This is a genomic window from Wolbachia endosymbiont of Drosophila nikananu, assembly GCF_028981865.1.
GTDB classification, from domain to species: domain Bacteria; phylum Pseudomonadota; class Alphaproteobacteria; order Rickettsiales; family Anaplasmataceae; genus Wolbachia; species Wolbachia pipientis_B.
The window spans coordinates 1-14,420 of sequence record NZ_JAPQLL010000071.1 but is presented as its reverse complement, the minus strand read 5'-3'; the positions used below and the strand labels follow the sequence as shown (position 1 = coordinate 14,420).

11 protein-coding genes and 1 pseudogene are annotated in these 14,420 nt (G+C 34.9%); 9 read left to right on the top strand and 3 right to left on the bottom strand.

Annotation, left to right across the window (positions count from 1 at the left end; translation table 11 throughout):
• Window positions 1–485 precede the first annotated feature (485 nt).
• The 6 genes and pseudogenes from OZD67_RS05640 to OZD67_RS05615 all read left to right on the top strand — a co-directional run bounded on the left by OZD67_RS05640 (window position 486) and on the right by OZD67_RS05615 (window position 8,943).
• Window positions 486–1,006 (top strand): annotated as a pseudogene (locus tag OZD67_RS05640) (cytochrome b).
• Between the two features lie 5 nt (window positions 1,007–1,011).
• The gene (locus tag OZD67_RS05635) at window positions 1,012–2,064 is read left to right on the top strand and encodes an NAD(P)H-dependent flavin oxidoreductase (RefSeq protein ID WP_182183518.1); all 1,053 of its coding nucleotides are present in this window, start codon (window positions 1,012–1,014) and stop codon (window positions 2,062–2,064) included.
• 91 nt (window positions 2,065–2,155) lie between these two features.
• Window positions 2,156–3,235, top strand: a complete 1,080-nt coding sequence (locus OZD67_RS05630; RefSeq protein ID WP_182183520.1) for a hypothetical protein — start codon at window positions 2,156–2,158, stop codon at window positions 3,233–3,235.
• A 101-nt stretch (window positions 3,236–3,336) separates the two neighbouring features.
• Window positions 3,337–3,711 carry a hypothetical protein gene (locus OZD67_RS05625; RefSeq protein ID WP_182183521.1) on the top strand — a complete coding sequence of 125 codons (375 nt, stop codon included), beginning with the start codon at window positions 3,337–3,339 and terminating at the stop codon, window positions 3,709–3,711.
• Between the two features lie 44 nt (window positions 3,712–3,755).
• Window positions 3,756–6,110, top strand: coding sequence for a VirB4 family type IV secretion/conjugal transfer ATPase (locus tag OZD67_RS05620; RefSeq protein WP_182184090.1), 2,355 nt, complete (start codon window positions 3,756–3,758; stop codon window positions 6,108–6,110).
• A complete protein-coding gene (locus tag OZD67_RS05615) occupies window positions 6,091–8,943 on the top strand; it encodes a hypothetical protein (RefSeq protein WP_182183523.1) in 2,853 nt (950 codons plus the stop codon). Before OZD67_RS05620 ends, OZD67_RS05615 begins: the two co-directional genes overlap by 20 nt.
• A 109-nt stretch (window positions 8,944–9,052) precedes the next feature.
• Here the strand turns inward: OZD67_RS05615 and OZD67_RS05610 are convergent, their stop codons facing one another.
• A complete protein-coding gene (locus OZD67_RS05610) occupies window positions 9,053–9,394 on the bottom strand; it encodes an SH3 domain-containing protein (protein WP_274999756.1) in 342 nt (113 codons plus the stop codon).
• Here OZD67_RS05610 and OZD67_RS05605 point away from each other — a divergent pair.
• From OZD67_RS05605 to OZD67_RS05595, 3 genes are all read left to right on the top strand, one after another.
• On the top strand, window positions 9,393–9,548 hold the full coding sequence (locus tag OZD67_RS05605) for a hypothetical protein (protein ID WP_274999755.1): 156 nt from the start codon (window positions 9,393–9,395) through the stop codon (window positions 9,546–9,548). The genes OZD67_RS05610 and OZD67_RS05605 overlap by 2 nt on opposite strands.
• A 57-nt stretch (window positions 9,549–9,605) precedes the next feature.
• Window positions 9,606–10,898: a pyruvate dehydrogenase complex dihydrolipoamide acetyltransferase gene (locus OZD67_RS05600; RefSeq protein WP_182183527.1), complete on the top strand. Its 1,293-nt coding sequence runs from the start codon at window positions 9,606–9,608 to the stop codon at window positions 10,896–10,898.
• Between the two features lie 79 nt (window positions 10,899–10,977).
• Window positions 10,978–12,045 carry a hypothetical protein gene (locus tag OZD67_RS05595; RefSeq protein ID WP_259346663.1) on the top strand — a complete coding sequence of 356 codons (1,068 nt, stop codon included), beginning with the start codon at window positions 10,978–10,980 and terminating at the stop codon, window positions 12,043–12,045.
• Between the two features lie 154 nt (window positions 12,046–12,199).
• Here the strand turns inward: OZD67_RS05595 and OZD67_RS05590 are convergent, their stop codons facing one another.
• Window positions 12,200–13,393, bottom strand: a complete 1,194-nt coding sequence (locus tag OZD67_RS05590) for a KAP family P-loop NTPase fold protein (RefSeq protein ID WP_182183529.1) — start codon at window positions 13,391–13,393, stop codon at window positions 12,200–12,202.
• A 3-nt stretch (window positions 13,394–13,396) separates the two neighbouring features.
• Window positions 13,397–13,996: a recombination mediator RecR gene (recR, locus tag OZD67_RS05585; protein WP_375138160.1), complete on the bottom strand. Its 600-nt coding sequence runs from the start codon at window positions 13,994–13,996 to the stop codon at window positions 13,397–13,399.
• Between the last annotated feature and the right edge of the window lie 424 nt (window positions 13,997–14,420).

Here is a 14,420-nt window from a genome sequence, read left to right as displayed (position 1 = left end):
AGCTGCTTTTAAACGCAACTCACCTTAGTTTAAATGTTTAAGAAATTTACTAAGCAGAAAAAAAGGCAAAAGAAACCCCGCGTTAGCTAGTTGTCACTCTCTAATCCTGCAAATTGGCGTACTATACTGTCTTAAACGACTTATAAGCGCGTTTCAGCTTGTGTAGGTAAAAACCTAGAAATATTGTGAAGACATAAGGTGCACATAGTGCAAAAAATTAAAAATAAGACGCCAACTACGTTGTTTTCTTGCTGTTTAATCTGCACAGATGAAGATAACTGAATACCTTCACTATCATGATAAGGGGGCTGGCGGAGGGTGTCAAGTAAGTTTTGCATTCAATCCGTTTCTATGGCTTAGGTGCCCTTGACTCTCGGCTGGGTCGAATTTGTATAGCTACATTGTCGGTAAATCTAAATTGCTTTAATAATTTTGATTGAAAAATAGTTTTTCTATTATATAAATGCTACTTTAGGGTAATCAAAATGGAAGACGATAAATATAGCCTAGGCTTAAGAGTTATCCATTGGTTGATGGCTGTTTTATTATTGGTATGCTTTGCTCTGAACTTTATATGAAAAGCTTACCACTTAGCAATGAAATTAAGTTCAACATATACGCTATTCATAAGGCTTGTGGTATCACTATTCTTGGACTAATCATAGTACGCATATTTTTTCGCGTCTTTACTTATGTTCCACGGCTTCCAGCAAATTTTTCTCGGTTTGTAATCAATGCAAGTAAAACAGTACACTTTGGTTTATATTCTTTAATGGTGCTAATGCCACTATCTGGCTATGTTATGTCTTCTGCTTCTGGCAAAAAGATCAAGTATTTTTTTCATATCCCTTTGTTGATTAATCAAAACAAAGATCTAGCTAACACGGCTAATTGGCTACATTCGATGCTTGCATGTTTTATGGTACTCTTTATAATCTTGCATATACTTGGCGCTTTGAAACACACATTTATAGATAAGCAAAACATTTTTAAACGTATGATATAGGTTATATGTTAAGTAGCCTCTGGAAAAAAGGAACAGATTTTCTTGGTAGTGAGTTTGCGATAATGGGTGGTGCTATGAGCTGGGTTTCAGAGAGAAACTTGGTTTCGGCAATCTCAAACGCTGGTGGTTTCGGTGTAATTGCATGTGGTGCAATGTTTCCAAACCTATTGAAAAAAGAAATCATAGAGACACAGAAATTAACTAACAAACCATTTGGTGTAAACCTAATTACTATGCACCCAAAGTTGAGTGAGCTGATAGATGTATGCATTGAAACGAAAGTGAGCCATACAGTGCTTGCCGGTGGACTACCAACAAAGCCTAATATAGAAAAAATCAAGAGTGCAGGCATTAAAGTTATGTGCTTTGCACCAGCATTAAGCCTTGCGAAAAGGTTAGTGAAAATGGGAGTAGATGCGTTAATAATAGAAGGAATGGAAGCAGGCGGGCACATAGGGCCAGTTAGCACTTCCGTTCTTGCACAAGAGATATTGCCTCATTTTAAAAATGAACAAACACCAGTATTTGTTGCCGGCGGAATAGGAAGAGGTGAAATGATAGTTAATTATTTAGAAATGGGGGCAAGTGGCTGTCAAATAGGCACATTATTTGTCTGCACTAATGAGTCAATTGCCCACAAAAATTTTAAGGAAGTGTTTATTAAGTCAGCTGCGCGTAATGCAGTGTCTTCTATGCAGATAAGTGCTGATTTTCCTGTAATTCCTGTAAGAGCCATAGCCAACAAAGCAAGTAATGATTTTATGAAGCATCAAAAAAAAGTTATTGATGAATACCAAAAGGGCCAGATCTCAAAAGAAGATGGGCAGCTTGAAATAGAAAAATTCTGGGCTGGAGCTTTAAGAAGAGCAGTAATTGATGGAGATGTTGAAACAGGATCTCTAATGGCCGGTCAAAGTGTTGGCATGGTTGATAAGGAAAAGCCTGTGAAAGAAGTGATAGACATGTTAGTTCAACAAGCGAACAATTATATCAAAAGCAAATCTGTAGAAGCAGCAAAGCAAATAGTTAACCAGCAAGCAAGTCATAATTATCTCTGAAAGAGCCCATTATAGGGCATAATTGCCCAGTTTTAATGTAAAATTAACGCTAAAGAGGTATCTATACATTTTATTATGTATGGAGGAGTCTATGCTAAATACTGTAAAAAATCCTGAGAGGATGTACGACATTATATTCGAAGCAGTAACAAAAAAGCGAGAAGCTGTGCAAGAAACTACCAGAACATGCAAACAGTTCTTCAAGCAGGGAGCTGATCCTCAGGTGTTGATTCGATTAGAAGAAGTACTAAGAGAACGACAAGATGAGCAGGCTGTCAGAAAACACTTAGAGTCATCCAAGCCAGGAGCTAGCCCTGAAGCATTAGCTAAATTAAAAAAATTAGCTAAAAAAAAAAGAGAAGATTATAAGTATTATATCAAGGACTTTCTTCCACAGTTGAAAAAAGAAATAACGCAATCAAAAAAACTAGACCCAACAAAAAGAGTGGAAATAGAAAAAATAATTATGGAACTAATAACTTTAGATGCTGTTAGCAAGAACGACAATAAAGATCATTCTGATAGCACCATGCAAAATCAAAATACAACTGCAGGTGCTGTAGAAGTGCCAAGCGGTGCAAATACTTCTAAACTCAGTAGTGGTAGTGATTTAGATAGTGGAATAGAATCGCCTAGAACGAATGAAGAAAGTTTAGAATCACCAGTAAGTAGCAGAAGGAGCAGTTTAATTTTAGTAACAAGCACTTCATCTGAGGAAAGTTTAAACTCAACATTAAACTCTGTTGAAGAAGATAATGGTTTGCAACCAGAGGATGAAGGAGAGATAAAATTAGCACATCTGACCAAAACAAGGGCCAAAGGGCCAAGCGGACGAAGATCTCCTTCTAAACATCATGAGAAGAAAGATCCAATGCAACCCGAAGAAAAAGAGGAGAAAGCTGTTTCAAGCAAACAAGAAGCTTCCAAAGATATCCTATCTAAAAAACAATCCAATGATAGAAATCTTCACGTTGCACTTGCAGCAGGTTGTGCTCTTCTAGCAGTGGGATGTCTTGTTGCAGCAGCAATAGCAAAATCAGGAATATTGTGTGTCATAGGAGCAGTATTTGCTATAGAGGCAATAACTACATGGTATTTAACCCCTTCAAGTGAATTAACATCCACCAATTTGAGTCGTCCTGTTGATGATAAAGAGCTTACAGCATTGTAAAAATTAAATATGTGTTACTTGTAGTGGATAAGTGAATTCAGTTCTTGCCTATTGATATAAAAGTTGTTATATTTGAGGAATGTTTAAAGGGTATTTAGTTGATGTGCACTCAATTGAATAAAGTTTTGGTTTTTATAGCCTTATTAAGTTTCATTTTTGCATCATATTCTAGCGAAGCAAGTTCGGTGAGTGATGAATTAAAGGATGTACAAGAAACGGTAAAAAATTTTATTTCTTCATTTTCAATTAAAGATACTGTAGAAAATATGAGTCCTTCAACAATCATAGGGTTATGTATAGCTGCAGTGATACTTGCAGTAGTGTTCAGAGGTCTAATCTTTTTTATGATAATGTTTGGTGTACTGATCATGATGTTTGGTAGTACAGAAAAGGCAACAGACTACTTAAAAGAGAAATTTAATTTTGCAAAAGATATAAAATTACAATCCGATAGCGAAAAAAAAGATAAAAATTAAGATAGTATTTTTATCTTTTTTAATTATCTTTATTGAATACGCACATGCAGCTAAAAGTACCAGCAACTAACCATAAGCTTGAGAAAAAGAACAACTTAGCATTACTAGAAAGCATTGATTTAGATTTTATTCCTTATGCTTGTCACTACGATGAAGAAACTATACTAACAAAACAGGGAGAATTGTTAAAAATAATCAAGTTAGAAGATTATTCTTCTGTTGATAACTACAGCGACCTTAGAACTGAAATTAGAAAAAGCATATCAAAAAATATTAATAGCCTATATTTTGCCGTTTGGATTCATACTGTCCGAAAGCGCAATAAATTGAGCTTAAAATGGAATAAAACTGAAGACTTCTCTGATAAGCTACATTCAGCGCGGTTTGATAAACTCACTGATAGTAAATTACAGTATATAAATGAATTATATATTGTAATATTGTTTAGCGATTTTGGTAAGCATACCAATAATTCATTTTTTTTTAATAGAATAAAGAATAAGCATAAGCTGTCTTTACAAGAAAGTCACCAGGAGTTGCAAAAGATAACTGACTTAATTCACGATGATTTAGGACCTTTTGGAGCTAAAAAACTGGGTCTAAGATTTAGTGAAGGTAAAATATATTCTGAAATGATAGAATTTCTCTACTATATTGTTACATTAACGCACAAAGATTATCCAATACATGAAAGGGACCTGTTGCAATATATTAGAAATTTTAAAATAGCTTTTGGTTTCAATACGTTTCAGACAATCTTTGAAAATCAACAGAAATTTGGCTCTATTTTCAGCATAAAAGAATACCGAGAAATCTCCTTAGCCAATATAGATAGGTGCTTACAGCTTGAATCTGAATTTATCATTACAGAAATAATGATATTTACTAGTAATAGTAAGGCAATAAAAGAATTTAATAAACAAATTAACATGCTGCAAATTAGTGAGGATAATACCTTACTTAAAAGCTCAGGAATTGAAGAAATAATAGAGCTTGAAAAGACCTCTAGTCTAGACTTCTGCCAACAGAAAATTATTTTTACAATATTTGCAGACGATAGGAATAAGTTAGCTGAAAGTATTGGTGATTTATCTTCTATAATGTCATTGATTGGCTTCATGATATTTAGAACTGATCTACATATGGAAAGTCATTTTTGGGCACAACTTCCAGGCAATTTTACCTTTATTGCACAACCGAAAAATATATTAGCAAAATATGCTTGCAGTTTTGCTATGCTGCATGATTTTACGTCAGGTACATTAAAAGGAGGAAGGTGGAAAGAAGCGGTAACAGTTTTTTTCTCAAAAGAAGGAAATCCTTACTTCTTTAATTTCCATGGAAAAAGAAATAATGGCCATACTACGATACTTGGAGCTCCAAATTCAGGCAGAACTTCACTCATTAATTTCCTATTATCAGAATCAAGAAAGTTTAACCCAAGAATTGTCATATTGGATAACACTGGAAAGTCGATAATTTTTACTAAAGCAGTGAGTGGTAAATATTATATAATCGATCCAAAATATAAGGACAAAAGCCTAAAATTTAATCCACTAAACATTGAAGATAGTGCTTCCAATCGCAATATGTTGGTTGAACTGATCAAAAGAATGGTAGCCGATACGAGCTTGGTGGACGTAGAAGAAAAGATAAGAAAAATTGTGGATTCCATATTTGCTATACCCAAGGAGTCACGTTCTATTGCGCAAATTTCTGAGGTGCTTTTGCTCCTCGGGGGTAAAATAAGTAGATGGTGTGAAGGTGGTGAGTTTGCTTACTTATTTCAAGATGGTAATGAATCAGATATTGACTGGGAAACAAAAATTATATCTCTCAACACCGCAAACCTCACAAAACGAAAAGAATGTATGTACGTGATACTTTACTATTTTTTATATTCTTTTGAGGCAAAATGTGATGGCTCACCTGCAATACTTGTTTTGGATGAAGCATGGGAGATAAGTAATATTTTTCCTACAGAGAAAGAGTTTGATAACTGGATGCAAAGAATGACGGAACTAAATATTGTGGTAATCCTAAGTACTGAAAATTTAAACCTCGCATTTGCTAGCAAATTTACTCAATATTTAGATAAACATGTTGATACAAGGATCTTGATGCCAAACGTCAATGCAAATAGATTATACATGAAGGCATTTTCTTTATCAAAAGAGGAGCTGAATATAATTCTGCAGACGCCAACACAGGAAGGTTTATTTTTGATAAAGCAGTATAAAGGGTTAGTAACTTTAAATTTAGATTTAAAGAATATGCAAGAAATACATGTACTTTCAGCTAATAAAGAGACTATAAAGTATATGTATGAAGCAATAAAAGAAAAAGGAGAAGAAGTTAATCAGTGGTTACCGGTGTTCTATGAAAAATGTAAAGCTTAATTTCTTATTGATATTCTTATTGACATTTGGTCCTTCGTATCAAGGATATGCTGATTGTCCGCGCTTTGTAGAAAGTAATACTTGGTGGGAGGCAATAGTTGGTGGCAATTGGGTAAAAGAAATTAAGGTAAAAGCAATAAAAGATCAAGGAGTGGATAGCTATTTTAATCCTAAGATTAGAGTATGTGCTTATGATGGAAAAAGTTACTGCTACGACTTACAAGGTGGGACATCCTGCCGCCAAATATATGGTACACAAGGCACAGGTGCTGGAGTTTCGGCAGCAGTTTTTATCGATTGGGAAGGGGATAAAACAAAAGCTGGAGGAGAAATTGCTCAGGGTCTTGAATGGGAATGGGCAGATGGTGTTACTGATGAAGAGAAAATAAAATTTGCTAATTCCCCTAAGATATGCGCTTGCAGTCAAAAAGGGGCTTGTATGTCAGGAATTTCTTCATGGAGTTCTAGAGTATTTTCGGGTAAGAATATTTTTCGTCCTGGAGAGATGGAAAAAGTCTGTGATACCTGCTACCAAAAGAAAGTAAAATGTGCTCCTGTGCCACTTGCACCTAGCCCCCCTCCATTTTGTGAACAACTTGCAATGTCGCTTCCACAAGTTAGAATTGTTCCTATAACAGATAAAGATAATGATTACTTCAACCCTAAAGTTAAGGTAATAGCTGGTGATCTAATAGAAGAAGACGGAAAGATTGGAAAAGAATTAGATTTCCCTAAAGGGTATGGAGAAAATAAAGCTGAGTGGCGCTCTATTTTAGACAAAGATGGCATCACGTACTACTTCAAAACTTATAGAGAAAAAGATAAACTCTGTGCTAAATATCATGGAACTCAAGGTATAGATGAAAAGAGTCTGCAGTTTATTCGCTGTTTCCCGGCACCACCTGCTCCGGAACCTGAGATAGTGAAGGTAGCAAATGAAAACACGCTAGAAATAAAAATGAAGATGAGCGAGAGCGCTTGTACTTATGAAGCACGTGGAACCTACAGTAATGGTTCCTGTACTTTTAATGTTACCAACCATCCTGTAAATATTGGCCCCCTATCTTTAAAAGTAGTAAAACCGAGAATAGTTGAAAGAACAACTAGTACTAGTGACAATAAAAGTAATATTAACGATATTATAGAAAATATATTTAAAAATAGTTCTCGATTTACAATTTTAGAACAACATGGTTACGTTCCCAATATTGGGATTGAGCTTCCTAATGGTGATTCTTGCAGTCTAACAAATCCTAGGGAACATAATCAATGTGAACTCACTAAGTTAGAATTAGATAATATGGGACAACCAAAAATAGAAGTGGGATATATGGGAGTAAAAAATCAAGTAAATTCTAACAGTAAAATGCTTTGTCTTTCTGGTTGGCAGCCAGAACCAGAGGAGTTTGTTCTTGAAAGAGAAGGTAAGGTAGTACCACTAAAATCAATGGGAACAAAATATATTGAATACAATTCTGTTTATTCAAAGGAATCAAATCAGTTCTATTATCTTCCAAGCAAGGAAATAGGTGACCTTTTGAAAAGACCTCAAAATCAGTTGGATAAAATAATATTTAATAAGCAAGGGTATGTTTTCTTCCCTGACGACAATAAACAGGAAAAGGGGAAATGCAGTTACTGTGTAAAAAGAAATGATGAGATAGACAATGCATTTAAATCTAGTAAAGGACTGAAAGTAGTATACAAATTGACGGATGTAGAACATAGAGAAAAATGTAATCAAGGAGATGATGGTTGCATCTGCTTTAATGGAACATGCAGCCGTTCAACACGATATGTAGACAAAGAAAACACTCAATCTTTTTATACAAAGATTTCACAAGATGCAAATGGCGTTGTCACGCAACAAGAAGCACCAATTAAAGCAAACAGAACAGAGGTCTTTTATGCTGATAAATTGTGTAGGTTCGATTTAGAAGGTCTCAAAAAGAAATTAAAAGAGATAATCAAGGAACAGCTGAAAAATAAGAAACAAGAACCGGAAAAAAAGAGCGAAAAGTCCCATGTTTTTGGAAGTGGAAATCATGATGTGGATGGCTCACAAATAACATCTAGCCATGTTGAAATAGAAGTGTGGGGATGTGGTGAAGCAGGTCATATAAAAGATACACCCGATCGCTGCAAATATTATGTAGATAGTGCCACCAAGAAGAATGCCTGTTCCACTGAAACTAGAGCAGGAATGCCAGGAGATTATATTAAAGCTAAATTGGAAATTGATCCTGATTATCCTATCATTGAGGTTAAAGTTTCGGAGGGAGGAGGTAACCAAGAATCTAGATACACAGATAAGGATGGGGGGCCTATTTTTGTAAGAAAGTGTAGTGTAGGCAAACAAGAGTGCAAGGATTTAATCACTATGGGAGGTGGAGGTATCTATAAAATGTATCCGGATAGGGATAATTATACGAATTATACAGATTATACGGAAACAATAATTGATGATAGTGTGAAATTAAAAGAAAAAATCACAACAACAGGATTGCGGGTTACTGAAGATAATAGGATAGCATATATAGAAAATGGTGAAATCAAGTATGAAACAGTAAAGTGTAGCAAGGGTTTTAGAAGCAGTAAACCTGGTGCAGGTGGTTGCATTGATAAAGGAATTTATGGTAAAGGCTCTGCAGGGCAGGTGAAGGTAACGCCTATTATAAAGGGATTTGACATAAACATAATAAATGATGCTATTGAAAAAATGATAGGAAATCGATATGATCCCGGGGAGGTTAGGGATTTTTCGAGGAGTGAGTTTGACACGAGTTTAACTAAGATGATTGAAGAGGAACTCAAAAAAGAATTGTTAAGGTAAAAAGATATAGCTCTGAAAATTATGCTCTCGTTTTAATAATTAATTAAAGTAAAGCATGTAGTAAATGGTGTATCTTAACAAAAAGGTATAACGAATGTAGGAGGGTGCTTTATTCAACCCCATATATATGTTTTTTTTGTACCCATGCTTTGCGTTTCGATGAGGACAGCAAACACCATTTTTCACTGCATTTTTTTATTTCTATTACAACAAACTTGTCTATTTTCATAGTAATCTTGCTGTCTACACTCTGTTTTTGATATCCATAAGTATCTTCTTTTATTATTGCGTGGTGCTTATCACTAAGCAGATTGCCTTTTATCCATCCGCAGTCTTCATCTATATCGCAGACCTTTTTCCAACTCTCAAACTCTTCTATCACTTTCAGAGGCAGATTTTTGCAAGTGTATCTCCATTTTACAGGATAATGAAACCCTGGCCCCGTTCTCATGTTGATTTTATTTGATTTGGTTGAAACAAAGGTATTAGCAAACAAGCTATGGCTAAATAATAAAAACAATAGGATAATAGTACTGCCCAGTGTCAAGCACTGGGATGACATGAGGGATAGTGTAACAGACTTATTCATCATAATTCACGATTAGATTGACATAAGATAAAGAGTAAATTAAAAATTGAATAGATCTTTAAATGCAAAATCAATGCCTATAGAAATATTAATGCCTGCTCTTTCACCAACAATGAGCAAAACTGGAGGAAAAATTGTCAAGTGGCATAAAAAAGAACAAGACAAAGTTGAAGTAGGTGACGTAATTGCTGAGATAGAGACTGATAAAGCCATAATGGAGTTTGAATCTGTAGATGAAGGAGTTTTAGCAAAAATTTTAGTAACAGAAGGAACAAGTGGCGTGCCTGTAAATCAACCGATAGCTTTAATGCTGGAAGAAGGAGAAGATAGCAGTGTGCTTAATAACTATACCTCAACTTCCATCAATAGTGCAGTTAAAAAGGAAGTGGCAAAAAGTGCTGTTGATAATCAAAAATCAGAATACCAAGATTTAAACGGAAAGCCAACAAGTCATTCTTCAGTGTCATTCCAGCGCGTGACCAGAAGAAAAGAACCAGTGTCAGCTACTCAGATGACAGAGGGTTATGTAGAAGGTATAATAAAAATAAGCCCATTAGCTAAGAAAATAGCTCAAAATGAAGGGGTTAATGTGCAGCAATTAAAAGGTACAGGTCCATACGGTCGCATAATTAAGGCTGATGTGTTGGAGTTTTTAGACAGTGGTATACGCACTAAAAGTCCTGAGAAAGATACCATAGTTGAAGTAAGCAATATGCGCCAAGTGATAGCACAGCGCCTGACTGAATCCAAACAGAATGTTCCACATTTTTATTTAACTGTAGACTGCCAGGTTGATAAGTTAATATCGTTAAAAAACGAGATTAGCTCAGCAGATGAAAATAACAAAGTAACAATTAATGACCTAATCATAAAAGCTGCAGCTTTCAGCATGAAAAAATTTCCTGATATAAATTCTTCGTGGATAGATAATAAAATACTTAAATACTCGAATGTAGACATTTCAATCGCTGTGGCACTTGAAGATGGGCTAATTACTCCTATAGTAAACAATGCTGATAAAAAGGGTATTTTATCTATATCAAAAGAAGTGAAAGATTTAGTAAGCAGAGCAAGATCTGGAAAATTAAGGCCAGAAGAATTTCAAGGAGGTGGGTTTACTATTTCCAATTTAGGAATGTTTGGTATAAAAGCCTTCAGTGCTATAATCAATCCGCCGCAATCTTGCATTATGGCAGTTGGTGCATCCAAAAAACAACCAATTGTTATGAATGAGAAAATAGAGATAGCAGAAATAATGACAGTAACACTTTCTTTTGACCATAGAGCAGTTGATGGGGCACTCGGAGCAAAGTTTTTAAATGCCTTTAAGCATTATATAGAGAGTCCTCTGGCGATGCTTATTTGAAACCTATTAGCATCGTTATTACAAAATTAATACCTCTTAGTTTATACTTTTATTAGTTGATAGATTTAGAGGTAAAAACATGACTTATACAAAAATAGAAAAACGCAATATATCTTTTTATGATGCAAAATTAAAATTTTCAAACAAAGGGCTTCAAACAGATTCTTCGTCCAATGAGTCAATAGACTCTATTGGTAAGAAATTTAAGTATGAAGTAAAACTTCCAGGTGTTATTCACACTACAGCAAGAAAAAATAACGTTGGGGACGGATTTAATGAGCTAAATGCAAGAAAGGAAGCTAATTTTGTTGCTCCAGAGCTTAGCGTTGCAAAAAAGAAGAAAGTTACTTTTGCAAATCCAGAGGACCACATTATTCCAACTCCTACTCGTTCTGAATACATGATGCAAAAGGAAAGAGAAGCAAAAAAGTCAAACCCTTTTAAAACACTGATGAAAACTATGCCAGTGTACAAAAATGTTGATGACACATTTGAGCAGAATAAAAGAGAAGATGAACTAGAGACTGTAAAATTTCTCAAAACACTAAGCAAGACAGAAAGAGAAAATCTTGGTTTTTCTTCTAAGCAACCAGATGGCAAAGAAGTTCAAAGTCAATCCGTATCTGATGGGGACACATTTCCAGAACTACCAGCATGTGCATACAAGCCAGCACTGTTTCCAAAACCATCAAAAGAGAAAGTAAGAGAAGCTTTGGATAGAATGCGTAATAATAGCAAAGCTAGCAGTTCTGCAAGTGTTGAAAATGATACGCTGAAAATCTCTAGTTTAAATGATGTATTTGCTTCTCATCCAACATACAAAGGTAAAAAGCGCTTTAGTCCATTGTTGCGCAATAATGCTGAAGTGTATGGCAATATAACTTCTGGTACCAAACCTTACTCAATCACAGAAAAGTGCATGGTAACACACGATGGCAATGCGCTTGAAGCAGAAATGGAGAGAAAGCATGGATTTCAATCAGATCCAAGTATTAAGCATGTAAAGGCTGATACGGCAACGTGCTCTATTACTAAAGGTAATGATAAAAGAGATATCAGACCTGATGCTTCATATGAACAGCAAGAGCCTTTATCAGATATATCTAAAGTTAATGTGAAGGAATTAGCAAATAAATTCCGCGGTTAAAATTTCTGCATTAAGGGCACAACTGTACGAACATTATGATACAAGAGACCAAGAAAGATGTCATCCCAGTGCTTGACACTGGGATGACATCATCCATTACTAAAATTACCTGCAAGTGACAATATTCATACACTAAACATCAAAGACAGGGGTTTTAAAACAAAATGTTCTTTATTTGTTTTATACTTTCTGAATCTTTCTTTTTGAAGGTAGCCTCGAGAGAAATTTTAAGCTTTTCCCATTCTTTTTGACTATTTAGACTCTCAATCTTCTCCAGTGCTTTCTCATGTGATGAATATAATTCCTCATACAAATCAGCATTTACTGACTGTAATATTACTAAAAATGTAAATAAATTCGGATCAAGCAATTCTTCTTTTACATAACATAGCTTAATTTTCTTTACACAGTATTGTATTGCTTTTAATGATAACGAGAAGCTTTCTGCATAAAACATAAAGCTATCTATAATTAAGCTTTTTGATTTTTTTGGCAATTCAACATCTTGAAACAGCTTTCTTGTAAACTGCCCTATTGATTGTTTTGGCAAGTGCAAAGCGAGATCAGTAAAAGATTTCAAGCTAAAATTTGGTCCAAGTATTGTGCTAATTGCTCTTTGCACATTGCTCTTATCTCTACTAACAGAAATAATGAAAACAAGCCCCTCCACATCAAGCATATACTTTATAGATTCCAAAAAATCGACAACGAATTTAGGGCGGCACACATCAAGATTATCCACCATTATATAAATGTTTTTGTCTTTTCTAATTCTATTAACTACCTTTGCCAATTGTGTTTTAAAATCCTTAATGTTTTCTTCTCTTCTTTGAAGAGTATTCAACTCTCTCAGTACAGAACCAATATCTTTCCTATCAGCCTCTTTTGTAGCGTCAAGCAATACGGAAAGCATAGCAAGTGGAGATTTACTGATCAGCTTTCCTAGTGTGTTTAGAGAAAATAGTTCTTGGTTTATGTTCTTGAACTGCTGTATAACGCTTCTTTTTACTTCATATGATGCAAATAAATCTTCAAATAGAAAATTTAAAAAAGAAGGAAGTGGTTGATCCAGTGCATTGATATCCCATGCGTTATAGTAAGCTGCAATTTCATTTTGCTGTTTTAACTCTTTTACCCACTTTTTCAGAAAAAACGTCTTACCCCATCCATCATATCCTTCTAAAGATATTATTGTAAAAGACTGATCAATTGTTTTAATTATGGTGTTGAATTTACCTGAAAATTGCTTATAGTTTAGACGGTCATTTTCCCAAGCCACCACTTTAAGCGGTGGCGCTGTTTCTTTCTTCTTGAACGTTATTAACGATACAAGTTTTTTTAAGCACATACCTTATTTTATATTTAACTCATATTCTTGTCTTGAAGTGAGGGCTGCTTTTAACGTTCCTTCATCTAGATAGTCAATTTCTCCACCCATTGGTATGCCACAAGCAAGGCGCGATATTTTCACATCCAAATTTTTTAGCAATTCAATTATATATTGTGCAGTAACTTGACCCTCTAATGTCGGATTAATTGCGATAATTATCTCTTCAATTTTAGACTCTGCCACTCTTTCCAGAATAGTATCAAGGTTAAGTTCTTTTGGACCTATGCCATTTATCGCAGACAATCTGCCCCCTAAAACATGGTATAAACCTGAATATATATTTCCTTTTTCAAACGCCCATAGATCACCTAATTCTTCTACTACACACAGTAACTTAGTGTCACGTTTTGGGTTAGTACAAATAGAACAAGGTGATTTAGTATCTAGATTTCCGCAAATCTCACATTCTACTATAAGATCTGCTAGCTCTTTAATCAAAGATACAAGTGGTAGCATAACTTTCTCTTTGTTTTGGAGTAAATGTATAACCAACCTGCGTGATGATGATGGTCCTAAACTTGGCAATTTAGAAAAAGCATGAACTAGATTCTTTATGTTAATGTTCATTCAATAAATTCAGAATAGTTCATCAAATGGTAACATCAAATCCTTTGTAAAGAAAGTGGTAAGTTTCTATTGATCCCACTTTGATTAGCTATAGAAAAAATTTTTTATTCTAATGCAAAAAATTACTTCCGCATACTTAAAGCCTGATTATAATAGACTTCTTGCATAACCAAAACTAAGTAGAAAAAAGGTATAGCTATACCGCCGCGGTATCTCTAGATCCCGCTGCGGGATGACGATTGTCAGGGCCAGCGCCTCTATGATGTCATCCCAGTGCCCAGACACTGGGATCCAGGAAACTTAATTGCAAGTAATGCATTGGGTTTGGTGAATATGGGTTTTGCGTTATAAAATGAAGCACTTTTTGTGAATTTGTAAAGAAAGCTGGATCCCAGTGTCTGGGCACTGGGATGACACC

What these genes read in the sequence shown, in the direction of transcription:
- OZD67_RS05605 (WP_274999755.1), top strand. Translation starts at nt 9,393, where the DNA reads ATGTTGATTTTATTTGATTTGGTTGAAACAAAGGTATTAGCAAACAAG.
- OZD67_RS05615 (WP_182183523.1), top strand. Translation starts at nt 6,091, where the DNA reads ATGAAAAATGTAAAGCTTAATTTCTTATTGATATTCTTATTGACATTT.
- OZD67_RS05630 (WP_182183520.1), top strand. Translation starts at nt 2,156, where the DNA reads ATGCTAAATACTGTAAAAAATCCTGAGAGGATGTACGACATTATATTC.
- OZD67_RS05610 (WP_274999756.1), bottom strand. Translation starts at nt 9,394, where the DNA reads ATGAGAACGGGGCCAGGGTTTCATTATCCTGTAAAATGGAGATACACT.
- OZD67_RS05625 (WP_182183521.1), top strand. Translation starts at nt 3,337, where the DNA reads ATGTGCACTCAATTGAATAAAGTTTTGGTTTTTATAGCCTTATTAAGT.
- OZD67_RS05590 (WP_182183529.1), bottom strand. Translation starts at nt 13,393, where the DNA reads ATGTGCTTAAAAAAACTTGTATCGTTAATAACGTTCAAGAAGAAAGAA.
- OZD67_RS05635 (WP_182183518.1), top strand. Translation starts at nt 1,012, where the DNA reads ATGTTAAGTAGCCTCTGGAAAAAAGGAACAGATTTTCTTGGTAGTGAG.
- OZD67_RS05600 (WP_182183527.1), top strand. Translation starts at nt 9,606, where the DNA reads ATGCCTATAGAAATATTAATGCCTGCTCTTTCACCAACAATGAGCAAA.
- OZD67_RS05595 (WP_259346663.1), top strand. Translation starts at nt 10,978, where the DNA reads ATGACTTATACAAAAATAGAAAAACGCAATATATCTTTTTATGATGCA.
- OZD67_RS05620 (WP_182184090.1), top strand. Translation starts at nt 3,756, where the DNA reads ATGCAGCTAAAAGTACCAGCAACTAACCATAAGCTTGAGAAAAAGAAC.